At 47.0% G+C, this 13079-nt stretch carries 13 protein-coding genes and 3 pseudogenes; 10 read left to right on the plus strand and 6 right to left on the minus strand.

Features of this window, described 5'->3' with window-relative positions:
• Positions 1-206 (minus strand): annotated as a pseudogene (locus V6C93_RS38830) (PAS domain-containing protein); the annotation flags it as partial.
• 97 nt (positions 207-303) lie between these two features.
• Between V6C93_RS38830 and V6C93_RS26690 the strand changes: the two are divergent.
• Positions 304-1066 (plus strand): annotated as a pseudogene (locus V6C93_RS26690) (IS5 family transposase).
• On the opposite strand, the gene V6C93_RS26695 reads toward V6C93_RS26690, so the two are convergent.
• On the minus strand, positions 1059-1532 hold the full coding sequence (locus tag V6C93_RS26695) for a PAS domain-containing protein (RefSeq protein WP_333479702.1): 474 nt from the start codon (positions 1530-1532) through the stop codon (positions 1059-1061). The pseudogene V6C93_RS26690 and the gene V6C93_RS26695 overlap by 8 nt on opposite strands.
• A 136-nt stretch (positions 1533-1668) precedes the next feature.
• Complete coding sequence (locus V6C93_RS26700; RefSeq protein ID WP_333479703.1) at positions 1669-2730, minus strand: response regulator; 1062 nt, start codon at positions 2728-2730, stop codon at positions 1669-1671.
• A gap of 136 nt (positions 2731-2866) precedes the next feature.
• Between V6C93_RS26700 and V6C93_RS26705 the strand changes: the two genes are divergently transcribed.
• The 6 genes from V6C93_RS26705 (at position 2867) to V6C93_RS26730 (ending at position 9318) form a co-directional block, all read left to right on the plus strand.
• A complete protein-coding gene (locus tag V6C93_RS26705; RefSeq protein ID WP_333479704.1) occupies positions 2867-3103 on the plus strand; it encodes a hypothetical protein in 237 nt (78 codons plus the stop codon).
• Positions 3104-3265: 162 nt separating this feature from the next.
• The gene (locus V6C93_RS26710) at positions 3266-3535 is read left to right on the plus strand and encodes a hypothetical protein (RefSeq protein ID WP_333479705.1); all 270 of its coding nucleotides are present in this window, start codon (positions 3266-3268) and stop codon (positions 3533-3535) included.
• Positions 3536-3751: 216 nt separating this feature from the next.
• The gene (locus V6C93_RS26715; RefSeq protein WP_349262854.1) at positions 3752-4192 is read left to right on the plus strand and encodes a response regulator; all 441 of its coding nucleotides are present in this window, start codon (positions 3752-3754) and stop codon (positions 4190-4192) included.
• Between the two features lie 401 nt (positions 4193-4593).
• Positions 4594-6903, plus strand: coding sequence for an ATP-binding protein (locus tag V6C93_RS26720; RefSeq protein WP_333479707.1), 2310 nt, complete (start codon positions 4594-4596; stop codon positions 6901-6903).
• Entirely contained in the window at positions 6857-7303 is a 447-nt protein-coding gene (locus V6C93_RS26725; protein ID WP_333479708.1) for a response regulator, read from the plus strand. The genes V6C93_RS26720 and V6C93_RS26725 overlap by 47 nt, the downstream gene beginning before the upstream one ends.
• Positions 7264-9318, plus strand: coding sequence for a response regulator (locus V6C93_RS26730; RefSeq protein WP_333479709.1), 2055 nt, complete (start codon positions 7264-7266; stop codon positions 9316-9318). Before V6C93_RS26725 ends, V6C93_RS26730 begins: the two co-directional genes overlap by 40 nt.
• A gap of 24 nt (positions 9319-9342) precedes the next feature.
• Here the strand turns inward: V6C93_RS26730 and V6C93_RS26735 are convergent, their stop codons facing one another.
• Complete coding sequence (locus V6C93_RS26735; RefSeq protein WP_333479710.1) at positions 9343-9945, minus strand: hypothetical protein; 603 nt, start codon at positions 9943-9945, stop codon at positions 9343-9345.
• 66 nt (positions 9946-10011) lie between these two features.
• Between V6C93_RS26735 and V6C93_RS26740 the strand changes: the two genes are divergently transcribed.
• Positions 10012-10650: a Uma2 family endonuclease gene (locus V6C93_RS26740; protein WP_333479711.1), complete on the plus strand. Its 639-nt coding sequence runs from the start codon at positions 10012-10014 to the stop codon at positions 10648-10650.
• Between the two features lie 196 nt (positions 10651-10846).
• Here the strand turns inward: V6C93_RS26740 and V6C93_RS26745 are convergent, their stop codons facing one another.
• Entirely contained in the window at positions 10847-11599 is a 753-nt protein-coding gene (locus V6C93_RS26745; RefSeq protein WP_333479712.1) for a phosphoadenylyl-sulfate reductase, read from the minus strand.
• 446 nt (positions 11600-12045) lie between these two features.
• Entirely contained in the window at positions 12046-12273 is a 228-nt protein-coding gene (locus V6C93_RS26750; RefSeq protein WP_333479713.1) for a hypothetical protein, read from the minus strand.
• A 278-nt stretch (positions 12274-12551) separates the two neighbouring features.
• Between V6C93_RS26750 and V6C93_RS38470 the strand changes: the two are divergent.
• Both V6C93_RS38470 and V6C93_RS26755 read left to right on the plus strand, forming a co-directional pair.
• Positions 12552-12854 (plus strand): annotated as a pseudogene (locus V6C93_RS38470) (HNH endonuclease); the annotation flags it as partial.
• The coding region (locus tag V6C93_RS26755) for a tetratricopeptide repeat protein (protein ID WP_333479714.1) at positions 12832-13079 on the plus strand (248 nt) is incomplete at its 3' end. The pseudogene V6C93_RS38470 and the gene V6C93_RS26755, both read left to right, overlap by 23 nt.

The following is a 13079-nucleotide window of genomic DNA, read 5'->3' on the forward strand; positions in this document are numbered from 1 at the left end:
TCGAAGGTCTCAAACCAAAATGCTTCCAAATTCGGAACGACTTCGCTGACGGTCTTGCCAATGATTTCGTCGGTCAGTCCGGTCATCTTGGTCAGCGCTGGGTTGGTTTCGAGAAAGCGGTAGTCAAAGGCTTTCTCGTTCTCGTCGAAGATGATTTCGAGCGTGGTCACGCCCTCGTCGATCGAATTGAACAGCGATCGATATTTTTCTTCCGATGCGGCTAGGGCGTGTCATCAAATAGGCGTCAATCTAGTTTAAAATCGATAGCCTCTTCGCGAGTTGAGTAATCACAGGAGTGCTAAGATGACGCGCCGCTATGCTTTGCGGGATGACCAGTGGGAACGCATCAAAGACCTACTACCAGGGCGAAAAGAAACGGTCGGAGTGACGGCTAAGGACAATCGATTGTTTGTCGAAGCTGTGCTGTATCGCTACCGAGCAGGCATTCCCTGGCGGGACCTACCCGAAAGATTTGGCGATTTTCGAGTAGTTCATACCCGTTTCAGTCGATGGGCAAAGCGCGGAGTGTGGCAAGGGGTATTTGAGGCATTAGCTGACGATGCAGACAACGAATACGCGATGATAGACTCGACCATTGTGCGTGCCCACCAGCATAGTGCCGGGACAAAGGGGGGGATGCTGCTAGCGAAGCCATTGGTCGCAGCAAAGGTGGATTGAGTACCAAGATTCACGCTTTGGTGGATGCTTTAGGCAATCAAGAGAGGCTTTCACCTGACTCCTGGACAAGCCTGTGATCTTGATGGAGCCGATGTTCTCCTCAATGGGCTTGCTGCTGAGACACTCCTTGCCGACAAGGGATACGATGCTGATGAGCGCGGGAAGAGAGCGACTTAAACAACAAGGTAAAACAGCGGTTATTCCACCTAAGTGCAACCGTACTGTTCAGCGTGAGTATGATCGAGACTTGTACAAAGCACGACATTTGATTGAGAATTTCTTTGCCCATCTCAAGCAATATCGAGGGATTGCCACACGTTACGATAAACGGGCAAGGAACTTTTTGGGAGCAATTTATCTTGCTGCTGTCGTTATCTGGCTTAATTGATGACACGCCCTAAGGCTGCTTCGTGGCGTTTGCGATCGCCTTCGAGTCGAAGGCGATCGCTGATATCTTGCACGCTGCCATGAAACATGCCTTTACCTGGCTCACCCAATGGCACGAACTCAGCCTGAGACGCGAGCCAACGAATGCTGCCATCTCGCCAGACAACGCGATATTCGAGTTGTAGTTTAGAGCAGGTTTGGATCGCCTCGGCAATAGCGACTTGAGCGCGATCGCGGTCTTCAGGGTGAATGTTCGCTCCGGCTTCTGCAAAGGTGTGGACTTCGTGTGGCTCATGCCCATGCAGGTGTTTGGCGCGATCGTTTGCCCAAAATTCATCCGTCGCAATGTTATACGTCCAAATGCCAAGACCTGCGCTCGTCAAACACAATTCGAGCCGTCTTTGTTTCTCCCCTAGGGTCAGCCGTTCGGTACGCTTATCGTTTGGGTTAACGTTTTCTGGTTGCATAGAATTATGCGAATTGACCCAAAGCAGGAGAATTTTTCTGGCTTTGGGTCAATCCATCCATATCATAATATTTATATCTAACGCGATCGGTGGAATAAGAACTCCAACTTCAAGGGAGAAGTCACAGTTCTGAGACTCAGACTCGACCCGCCAACCGAGCGACCATTTCAACTAACTCGGTTGGCTGAGCCAACTTGTGGAGATGCGATTCAAATCCGGCTGCAAGTGCCTTTTCCCGGTCTTCTGCCAGATAAGCTGTGAGAGCAGCCGCTGGAATGTGCCATCCTTTTTCGGATTCCAGTTGGCGTATCTTGCGAATCAGACTATACCCATCGTCATCCGGCATCCGAATGTCGCTAACCAGGACATCGGGACAGAATCCCTCCAGTGTCGCCAATGCCTCGGCAGCTGTTGCAACAGCCGTTACGTGAATTCCGTGAGACTCTAGAACGGCAGTGATAAATTCGCGGGCATCGCCTTCGTCATCCACAATGAGAACCTGCAATCCATCAAGCGAACTTGGCAGTGAAGATACCTGAGCTGTGGTGTACCGAGACACCTCGTCCTGCTGCTGTTCAAGCGACTGTAATGGTTTAGCAACTGCTTGCTTATATTGACTGATGTCTCGTATACCAATCCGCAAGGCTTCGATGTCACCAGACGAATCGCGGGCGATCGCAACTTTCAACTGTGCCGCGAACGGCTCACTATCTCTTGGACACAGACTAATTTCCAAATCCTCCACTGGCTGGAGTTGCCTCATCTGGTTCAGATATGAGCGAAACGCTCGACGCTCTTCCTGTGGGACAAAACCAGCCAATGGCATACGAACTAGGGAGTTCGGGCGAATATTCAGCAGCTTACGAGCCGAAGCGTTGGCTTCCAGAATTAATGCATTGGCATCCGTCAGCAAGTAGGCATCCGGTGCAAATTGAAACAAGTCGTAATAGCGATCGCGTTCTGCTACCGCTTGCTCGCTCTGTTGGAGAATCTCCTCCTCAACGACTGTTGATGCCTCTAAACTCGTCTGCATCTCCTCGTAACTCAATTGGAGATGTTCCAGGGAGATAGCGATCGCCTCAAAGATTTTTGCCATCTGTTCCTGTTGCTCCTGCGGCAACTGCACCCTATATTTATGCAGTGCTGCCATTTGGGCATGGATTGCTTGGAAGTGTTGAAGAAACTGCTCTTCGTTCATAAATTACATAGGAGTGTTGCTGCTCACTTACTGGCTTTCTTCTTAAGTGGCGCAATTTTTAAGGATTTCTCTACTTTCATTCCAGCAGCACCAAAGAACTTCAGCCGATAACAACTCTTGCTTCTAGTTTAGTGAATTGTTACAGAACCGAGAGCATCTGCAATCGATCATTGAGGAGCAGCAAGCCACGAACCAGAACTTGAGAGCCGCCAACGAAGAGATTTTGTCGAGCAATGAAGAGTTGCAAAGTACCAATGAGGAACTGGAAACCGCGAAAGAAGAAATTCAGGCGGCGAATGAAGAACTAAATACGGTGTTAGGGCCCCGACTGCTTGAAGCAGTCGGGGCTCTGGGCAAATGGCGCTACATCTGACCCCCCTAGCGGGAGGGGAGAAGTTTTTTCTTAAACAGGATATACTCACCAATTTTTTAGGCTTGTGACACTCTTCTTTGCAAGGTTTTTACAGTATTTAAAGCAAAGTTAAGCCAACTTGGAAGGGTATCCCACCCAGCATCGTAGGTAAACTTTAAGGAAATGAGCAACCGCTTTATCGTAGACGGCATTGACTGGAGTCCCATTCTCCATAGTATCCACTCCTCAAACCGTCACACTTTACCTGCATATCCAGGCGACCTAAAGGCAGCACTATTGAATCATGCAGGACTGGCTAATCACCCCAAAGGCTCCGAAGCTTACCAAATTGCTGTAGAAATTGCCAGACTGACTACCTGTTGTGACCCTGAAATCGTTTACTGGTTCTCGCGCCTCGCCTCTTTAATGAGTTCTCAACAGGAGAAGGAATGAAGACCGCTGTACAATCTTTAACTGTTAGAATACTGGCCAAAAAGAGGGGTTAAACGCCCCTGTTTTTACTTCCTTTCCTATCTAGGGCTTGCTATTGCTGTGCCGGGAGTCTTCCCAGCGGTATGATAAATGGATAAGAATTCTGAACTACTCTGTCATTGAGTATTTTTGTCTTAATCAGAACAGTCTGGTTGGTAGTTGAATATTGCCTTGTATATGGAAGAATCTCCGGCACAGCGGTTAATTCTAGTTGTGGAAGATAGCCCCGATCATACCCGTCTGATCAAAGACGCACTCAATGAAAAATCAGGACAGTATCAAATTGTGGCGCTTGCTGATGGCGTAAAGGTGATGGACTTTCTGCATCGCCGAGGGCACTATGCCGACGCGATCCGTCCTGATCTGATCTTGCTTGACTTAAATTTGTCCGGCAAAGATGGCAGAGAACTCTTAGCAGAGATTAAAGCTGACCCAAAGCTTAGGCGGATTCCCATTGTGGTCTTAACGATTTCTGACCATGAAGAGGACATTTTCACAAGCTACGCACTTCAGGGAAATTGTTATGTAGTCAAATCCTCGGATCTGGAGCAGTTGTTTCAGATTGTTAAACGTATTGAAGAATTTTGGTTAGGGATTGTTACTCTCCCGATAGAGTAGTTAATGACCCTATTGGTATCTTTATTACAATAAATATAGTTTTGTTAATACAAATAAAATAAGTCACTAGGATTTATTGGTTGGACATAAACTAATTTATCCTTAATTTGATAATTACTCTATTTTATTTAAGGTTTACTTCAGTGAGGTAGGAATTTTCTGTAATATTCTCCAAATTGGAGGAGGAAGTAAATATTTTTAACGCCATAACAAAAGTAAAACATTAAAATTGAATCATGGGTGTATCAACGGCGGCATAAATTTTATCTGCTGTAGCCAACGTCTAGATTCTGCGCGGATACAAATAATTTTGAAAATCTAACCTCCAAAATATGAGTGGCTCGTAGAGGTCATATCAAAAAGGGTTGTTAATTTTCTATCCCATTCTATGGAGAACAATCATGGTAGGTATAAATTTAGAAATGCAAGATATTAACTTAAGTCGGCTAAAACAACCACCGATTCATATCTTGACTAAAGTCCAACCTCACGGAGTATTACTAGTCTTACAAGAACCTGAATTAACGGTTTTACAGGTCAGCAGGAATACGGCTACAGCCTTTGGCGTTGTTCCTGAAGCAATTCTGGGTAAGACCCTGGATGATATTATAGATACCTTTCAGGTCGATCGGCTCAGGATGGGATTGTCCCGTGAAAATCTAGATTTAATCAATCCGACAAAGGTTTGGGTCAGGCGCAAAGGAGATGATTATTTAGTATTTGATGCGGTTTTTCACCGCAGTGCGGATGGATTTTTAGTGCTGGAATTGGAACCCGCACTAACTCAAGAAACGATTCCATTTTTAAGTTTTTATCATCTGGCTAGAGCATCAATTAACCAGCTCGAAACAACCTCCAACCTTCAAGACTTTTGTCAAATCATTGTCCGGGAAGTTCGTAAGGTCACGGGATTTGATCGCGTAATGCTCTACAAATTTGATGAAGATGGGCATGGCGAAGTGGTTGCCGAAGAAAAATTAGAGGATATGGAGCCTTATTTGGGTTTGCACTATCCAGAGTCGGATATTCCCCAACCGGCTCGAAAAATGTTCCTATCCAACTGGATTCGGGTGATTCCCAGCGCCCATGCTGAACCTGTGGAGCTTTATCCCAGCGACAATCCAATTACGAATCAGCCCGTCGATCTGACCCTCTCGATCCTACGGAGTGCCTATCCCTGCCACCTTGAGTACCTACACAACATGGGAGTTGGCGCATCACTGACTATTTCCTTAATGAAGGATGAGAAGCTTTGGGGACTGATTGCCTGTCACCATCGCACCCCCAAGCATGTGCCTTACGAATTGCGCAAAGCCTGCGAATTCCTGGGACGGGTGATTTTTGCAGAAATCTTCACCCGCGAGGAAGAGGCCGACTACAACTATCGCATGAAGCTGGCGCACGTCCAATCGGCATTGATAGAGTATATGTCCCAGGAGGACAACTTTATTGATGGATTGATTCAGCATGAGCCGAACTTGCTGGACTTGGCGAATGCTAAGGGAGCAGCTATTTGTTTCAATGGGCAGTGGACAACACTGGGTCGGACGCCACCGGAAGAGGAACTCAATTACCTAGTGCAATGGCTAGCGAAAACGGTAGATGAGGAAGTCTTCTATACGGATTCTCTGCCCCTGATTTACTCCGATGCCGAACGGTTTAAGGAAGTTGCCAGTGGAATGCTGGCGATTCCCATCTCCAAACGCAGCTATGTGCTGTGGTTCCGTCCAGAAGTGATTCAGACAGTCAACTGGGGAGGCGATCCAAATCATGCCTACGAACTGAAGCAGTCTAACAGCGATCTACGCCTATGTCCTCGTAAATCCTTTGAGTTATGGAAGGAAACGGTACGCCTGAAGTCTTTACCGTGGAAGCCGGTAGAAGTTAAAGCCACGCTAGAGTTGAGAAAGGCGATCGTGAACATCGTGTTACGGCAGGCAGAAGAACTGGCATTACTGGCTCAAGATTTGGAACGCTCCAACGCAGAATTGAAAAAGTTTGCCTATGTGGCCTCTCATGACTTACAAGAACCCCTGAATCAGGTGGCGAATTTTGTCCAGTTACTAGAGATGCGCTATAACGAAGAACTGGATGAAGATGGTAAAGAGTTTATTGGCTTTGCGGTTGATGGCGTTAGTCTCATGCAGACCCTAATTGATGATGTGCTGGTGTACTCTAAAGTAGACCTGAAAGGAATTGAATGGGAACTGACTGAGGTAGAGACAGCGTTGAACCAGGCACTCGCGAATCTGCGGGGACGGATTGCCGAAACGGGTGCTGAGATTAGCTACAATCCGATGCCAACCATCGTGGCGGACAGTACGCAGCTGATGCAACTGTTCCAAAACTTGCTTGGGAACGCCATTAAGTTTAGGAAGAAGGACGAAGCACCTCGGATTCATGTGGGAGTGCAACGACAGGAAGATTCGTGGCTGTTCTCGGTTCAGGACAACGGCATTGGCATCGATCCGCAGTTTGCCGATCGCATCTTTGTGATTTTCCAACGCCTGCATACCCGTGATGAGTATCCCGGTTCTGGCATGGGACTGGCTATCTGCAAGAAAATTGTGGAGTGCCACCGGGGACAAATCTGGGTCGAATCCGAACTGGGCAAAGGTGCAACCTTCTTTTTCACGATTCCTGTAGGAGGACGCGATCGCCATCATGCCAGTGGACACAAGAAACAAAACTATCCTTTTGGTCGAAGATAACCGAGGTGATATCCGGCTCATCCAGGAAGCACTCAGAAGCACTGCCGCCCAGTGTGAAGTAGTGATTGCGCGGGATGGCATGGAAGCTATGGCTTATCTGCGGCAAGATGGAGAGTATGCAGATGCGGTTCGTCCAGACATCATTCTGCTCGACCTGAACCTGCCCAAAAAGGATGGACGGGAAGTACTGGCAGAAATTAAAGCAGACCCGTCCCTCAAGCACATTCCGATTATTGTCCTATCGACATCCCGCAACGAGGAGGATATATCAAAAAGCTACGATTTACACGTCAACTGCTATATCTCAAAATCACGCAATTTAACACAATTGTTCAAAATTGTCCAGGGGATTGAGGAATTTTGGTTGGAGACAGCAACGCTGCCACCGGAAAGCGCGTAGGCAGAAATTTTGTTAACATCCTGCTCGTTGAGGACAACCTGGCAGAAGCTCGCTTACTTCAGGAAGTCCTCAAGGGTAGTTTGATCAGCCGCTTTAAATTGGCTCATGTGAAGCGGCTGAGGGATGCGATCATGCAAATCGAAGTCGATCACTTCGATGTGATTTTGCTCGACCTCACCCTACCCGACAGTTATGGGTTAGCCTCCCTGGATTCGCTCATCGAGCACGCTCCCAAGCTGCCGATTGTGGTGTTGACCAATACGAATGATGATGAACTCGCGGTGGAGGCTGTCCGGCATGGGGCACAAGACTACCTGGTGAAGCGACAGCTCAACCAAGATATTTTAGTGCGCTCCCTACGTTATGCGATCGAGCGCAAACAAGCCGCCGAAGCTCTACGAGAAGCCAACGAAATCTTGGAACTGCGGGTACAAGAGCGCACCGCTGAACTCGAAACAGCCAATGAATTACTCAGACGAGAGATTGAGTGGTGTCAGAGAATTCAAGAACGGTTGGAATTGGCGCAAAAAGCCGGTAAGATTGGCACCTTTGAATGGAGTATCCCATCCAATGAAATTACCTGGGCGGCTGAGCTAGAGGCTCTGTATGGGCTGGCTCCGGGGAGCTTTAACGGTCGATACGACGATTGGATTCAAACCCTTCATCCCGACGATCGCCCCAACACCGAACAGGAACTCTGGCAAGCGGTTAGGGTGGGACAGGGATTGGATACCGAGTTTCGCATCATCTGGCCGAATGGAGAAATTCGCTGGATTGCCGTTAAAAGCAGCCTCTTCCATGACCTGACAGGCAAACCCATGCGGATGATTGGTATCCACATGGATATTACCGAAAAAAAACAGCTGGAAGCGCAATTTTTACGAGCGCAACGATTGGAAAGTCTTGGAACACTTGCCAGTGGAATTGCTCATGATCTCAACAATATTCTGAGCCCAATTCTGATGGGCGCTCAATTATTACCGCTCAAGTTTCCTGATGTCAATGACCAAACCCGACAAATGATTAAAACGATAGAAACCAGCGCCCAACGGGGAGCAGGACTCGTCAAACAAATTCTATCGTTTGCGCGGGGTGTAGAAGGAAAGCGAGTGACTATTCAAATGAATCACTTGCTGTTAGAAATTAGAAAAATTATTCAACAGACCCTGCCTAAATCAATCGACATCCATACCGATATTTCCTCCGATTTATGGATGATATTAGGTGATGTGACCCAAATGCATCAGGTGTTTATGAACCTATGTGTAAATGCCCGTGATGCGATGCCAGAGGGTGGTGTTTTACAGATTAATGCTGAGAATTTGCTGATTGATGAACAGTATGCCAGGATGCATTTGGATGCTAATGTTGGTTCCTATGTTATCGTGACTGTTACCGATACCGGAACGGGCATTCCACCCGATATCCTGCACCGGATTTTTGACCCATTTTTTACCACCAAAGAGATTGGGAAAGGGACTGGGTTAGGACTCTCTGCTGTCTTGGGTATTGTGAAGAGTCATGGGGGATTTGTGGATGTACAAAGTGAAGTGAACAAAGGCAGCACATTTAAGGTCTATCTGCCTGCCAATCCATCCACAGTAGTGCCAACAGGCAAGCATTTAGAGTTGCTATTGGGTCATCAGGAATTAATTTTAGTAGTCGATGATGAAGCCGCGATTCGTGAAAGTACTAAAACAATCCTAGAAACTTATAATTATCGAGTATTAACTGCCAGTGATGGAATTGAGGCTGTCTCGGTTTTTGCGGAGTACAAAGATAAGATTCAAGGCGTCTTAATCGATATGATGATGCCCTCAGTCGATGGTTTGGCGATCATTCCCCTACTCCGTCAATTCAATCCGGCTGTTTATGTAGTCGTCATGAGTGGACTCAACTCTACAGAAGCCGTACTTCAAGCTGAACGCGTCGGTTGTCAGGGTTTCTTGCCTAAGCCATTTATGACGAGGGAACTGCTGCAAATTTTGCACAAAGATCGCTGTACATCTTCGTAATTTGTCAACTCTGTTCACCTTACGTCAGCCATTTTGCACCATCCAAACCAGTTTGCCCAAAATTTGTTCAACTGGCGGCAGTGGATAATCAGTCAAATCAATCGTCACAGTTTGTCCTTCTAGTTGGAGAAACCGCCAAACTGTACCACTCGTCACTGTTCCGTAGATCGTTGAAATCGGCTGTTGCTTCTGTTGATTAAATCGTTGAGCAGCCACCATTTCGGCTAAACATTGTCCAAGTGCTGGTTTAAGGTCTTCTTTTTTCGCTTCTACCAAAACCACCGCCGGAGCTTTAATAAACAACTGCTCTGGAGAGCGACTAATCAGAAAATCGACATAGCCCGTCAACTCAACTTCTGGCTGCACGTTAAACTCTTCACCCGAAAAGACACTAATTTGCCCTTTGAGCTGACGTTTGACTTCTAACAAGACTGGATTGATAATGCCTTCGGAACGCGCTTTTTCACTACTCACGGCGATCGCCCAAGGTAGCGTTTCTTTCAGCGTATCTTTGAGCAAAGAACTGGGATTGACTGGGGGAACCTCTGGAAGAAAAGGATCGCCTTCAACGATAGTGAGTTGAAAATCGTCTACAGCTTTACTAAGGGTAAATTTACAATAAGGCATAAAGATTTTCCTCTACACAAATCTCGATATCATTGCACTAAGCGGTTACGCAAGGGAGTTTAAGCCATGTTTGCTCTCGTCTCACCCGACAAAATCCAACTGCCACCAGGAGCGGTAGTGCGGTTGCTTGCAACGTGGCAAGAGTATCAAACCCTATGTCAGCAACGAGGGGATGGCTCCCTGCCTCGGATCAAGTATCACGATGGAGAAGTATTGCTCATGTCTCCTCTGCCCAAACATGGACGGGATGCTAGTCTGATTGCTGACGTTATCAAAGTGCTTCTAGATTACACCAGGCGGGAATACGATGCCTTTACCCCCGTAACGATGGAACTGCCCCAGGAGAGTGGCATTGAGCCAGACTATTGTTTCTACATTGACAATTGGGAAGCGGTTTCTGGGAAAGAGCGAATTGATTGGAGTAGCGAACCCCCACCTGATTTCGTGCTGGAAATTGACGTGACGAGTTATTCAAATGTCAATGATTATTTACCTTATCGAGTTCCTGAAATTTGGTTATTTCGCAAAAAGCAACTGTTGATTTACCAGTTGCAAGAGACGGAATATCATCTTCAGGAAAACAGCCTCTATTTTCCTAAAATCCAGCTACAAGAGGTGATTACTCGATGTCTTCAAATTGCTTATGAACGTAACACCAGTGCCGCAATCCGTGACCTCAAGCAAGGATTAGGTAATGGGTCATAAAACGGCCTAAAGCCCTGATGATGAGCTATCGCCTCCTCCAGTCTCAACCGCCAATGTGCGATCGCCCTAGCCAACCTAAATCACTATCCGTAAAAAACTCAGAATAGCAAAGTAAATTTTCAAGCCGGAGCGATCGCAACTCTTGTGTGAGGATGGAAGAGATATAGGGAATCTACATTTTTGGAGAAACAGGCTCTCAAGATTCCTGAGTCTGATTAATCATGTGTAAGCCGCACTCCTTTTTACCTGCATCTTCCCACCACCAACGACCTTCCCGCTCATGTTGATTGGGTAACACGGGGCGAGTACAGGGTTCGCAACCAATGCTGATAAAGCCACGCTCATGCAAAGCATTATAGGGAACTTCGTAGGAGCGAATGTACATCCAAACATCAGTGGATGACCAATTGGCAAGCGGGTTGAATTTAATTAGTTGACGCTCATTGGTTGAGAAGGCATTATCCACTTGAACCACAGGAACACTGGCGCGTGTGGATGGATTTTGATCTTTGCGTTGTCCTGTAACCCAGGCATCCAAAGTCGATAGCTTGCGGCGCAGAGGGGCAACCTTACGAATATCACAACATTCCTTGTGCCCATCCTCATAGAAGCTGAACAGACCTTTTGCCTTGACTAAAGCTTCGATTTGGGCGGCATCAGGATACATGATTTCGATCGCAATCCCGTAATGCTTTCTGACGCGCTCAATAAACTGATAGGTTTCGGCATGAAGACGACCAGTATCGAGGCTGAAGACTTTGATATCTGGATTAATCTTGTGCGCCATGTCAATCAGGACAACATCCTCGGCACCACTGAACGAAATGGCAAGGTTGTCAAATAAGTTCAACGCACGTTCGAGAATTTTTTGCGGGCTTTGGCGGGACAGTTCCGTCTCAAGTGTCGGAATATCAAGTGAAGCAACGTTCTGTTGGGTGAACTGCGCCATAGTGGATGTTCTCAAGAAAAGGATCGTCTGGTGGCAAAACTATATTTTATCAAGCGGTAGCTCGTCGTACAGGTTGCGAGAAAAGGGGTAAGCTTTTGTACATTTAATTTCGGAGTGAGATTTCAGCCTTTTTCTTGTGAGATGGGCATCCTGCCCGTCCCAGCTAGGCCATGTTTTATGCTGATTAGCTTACGCCAACCCAGAAGCGATAGCGTTAGCGAAGCGAGGCGTTAGCCTAGCGCTGCTGCAAAGCAGATCGCATTCTCTGATATACGATAAAAAGGCTGTCGTGCGATTCGTTCCGTCGAAATAAGTAGTAATACTTAGGGATGACGGACTTGGTAAAAGAGGCGCAAGCCATCTGAACCACGATAACTGAATGACCATGAGGGTGCAAAACCCTCCCTCCAGGTGCAGGAGTGAAAGCATCACCCTCTCGGTAGCGACTAGCCATCAATCCGAGAAGCGGGGTGAAAAGGTGGCAATACTGGAAGCCTAATCTGGTATCCATCGAGCAAAATACCCATGAGTAAAGCCCCGGCTTGAAGACACGTCCGATTCGTCGTTATTTTAAACCAGCCAAATAAGGCTGACCGAGTTAATAGCGAGGTATAGGCTGGAACCAAAAGGTTAAGGATAGGGAGTTGGCGATAGGCTGCTCGACCAACACGCACTTCCCATAAACCCGGCGAAAAGTGTCACTCTAAAGGTACATAGTATGGTCATTCGGAACGAAGTAACCTCCCGTTTGTTCTCTTGGAGGTCGAATACCGAGAGCAGGTGCTAACCGTATACAACGGGTAGGAGAGATTGGGAAAGAAGCGAATGCCAGGGGTAATGCCCTGGATATGCTGACGTTCCCACGGTGATTTGGAAGATAGAGTCCAAGTAAGAGTAAATATGTCTAAAACACAGTCTCAACAACTGATGGTGGAATGGCGCTCGATAGACTGGCGAAAACTGGGTCTTCGCAACCAGGAAGGAAAATAATCCCCTTCGGTTATTAAGTCATGCCAATACACCTATAATTCGGCATGTAAAAGTTAAAGGCGAAGCGTCACCATACAATGGGAACCTAGTTTATTGGAGCAAAAGAAAAGGTGAAAGCCCTGAGATGCCAACAAGAGTATCAATGCTCTTGAAGAAACAGAAAGGGAAATGCGCCTGGTGCGAGTTACACTTCCGCGAGGAAGATGTGATGGAGATTGACCATAAAATCCCGAAATCGAAAGGTGGAAAGGATAAATACGACAATTTTGGAGATCGCCAAGGGTATACAAGACCGAAGAGGGGAAGTAGCTGCCCTGCTCAATCTGGGAGCGGCTTATCTTCAATTCGGAGACCAGGCCAAAGCGATTAATTACCTCCAGCAGAGCTTGGCGATCGCAAAGGGTCTCAAAGACAGAGGAGGGGAGGCAAATACCCTGCTTGGTCTGGGAAGGGCTTACCTTGTCCTGGGAGACTTCGACAAAGCGATTGA

It is taken from the genome of Allocoleopsis sp., assembly GCF_036703385.1.
In the GTDB taxonomy this organism is placed as follows: domain Bacteria; phylum Cyanobacteriota; class Cyanobacteriia; order Cyanobacteriales; family Coleofasciculaceae; genus Allocoleopsis.

What these genes read in the sequence shown, in the direction of transcription:
- V6C93_RS26715 (WP_349262854.1), top strand. Translation starts at nt 3,752, where the DNA reads ATGGAAGAATCTCCGGCACAGCGGTTAATTCTAGTTGTGGAAGATAGC.
- V6C93_RS26695 (WP_333479702.1), bottom strand. Translation starts at nt 1,532, where the DNA reads ATGCAACCAGAAAACGTTAACCCAAACGATAAGCGTACCGAACGGCTG.
- V6C93_RS26735 (WP_333479710.1), bottom strand. Translation starts at nt 9,945, where the DNA reads ATGCCTTATTGTAAATTTACCCTTAGTAAAGCTGTAGACGATTTTCAA.
- V6C93_RS26740 (WP_333479711.1), top strand. Translation starts at nt 10,012, where the DNA reads ATGTTTGCTCTCGTCTCACCCGACAAAATCCAACTGCCACCAGGAGCG.
- V6C93_RS26725 (WP_333479708.1), top strand. Translation starts at nt 6,857, where the DNA reads ATGCCAGTGGACACAAGAAACAAAACTATCCTTTTGGTCGAAGATAAC.
- V6C93_RS26720 (WP_333479707.1), top strand. Translation starts at nt 4,594, where the DNA reads ATGGTAGGTATAAATTTAGAAATGCAAGATATTAACTTAAGTCGGCTA.
- V6C93_RS26745 (WP_333479712.1), bottom strand. Translation starts at nt 11,599, where the DNA reads ATGGCGCAGTTCACCCAACAGAACGTTGCTTCACTTGATATTCCGACA.
- V6C93_RS26710 (WP_333479705.1), top strand. Translation starts at nt 3,266, where the DNA reads ATGAGCAACCGCTTTATCGTAGACGGCATTGACTGGAGTCCCATTCTC.
- V6C93_RS26700 (WP_333479703.1), bottom strand. Translation starts at nt 2,730, where the DNA reads ATGAACGAAGAGCAGTTTCTTCAACACTTCCAAGCAATCCATGCCCAA.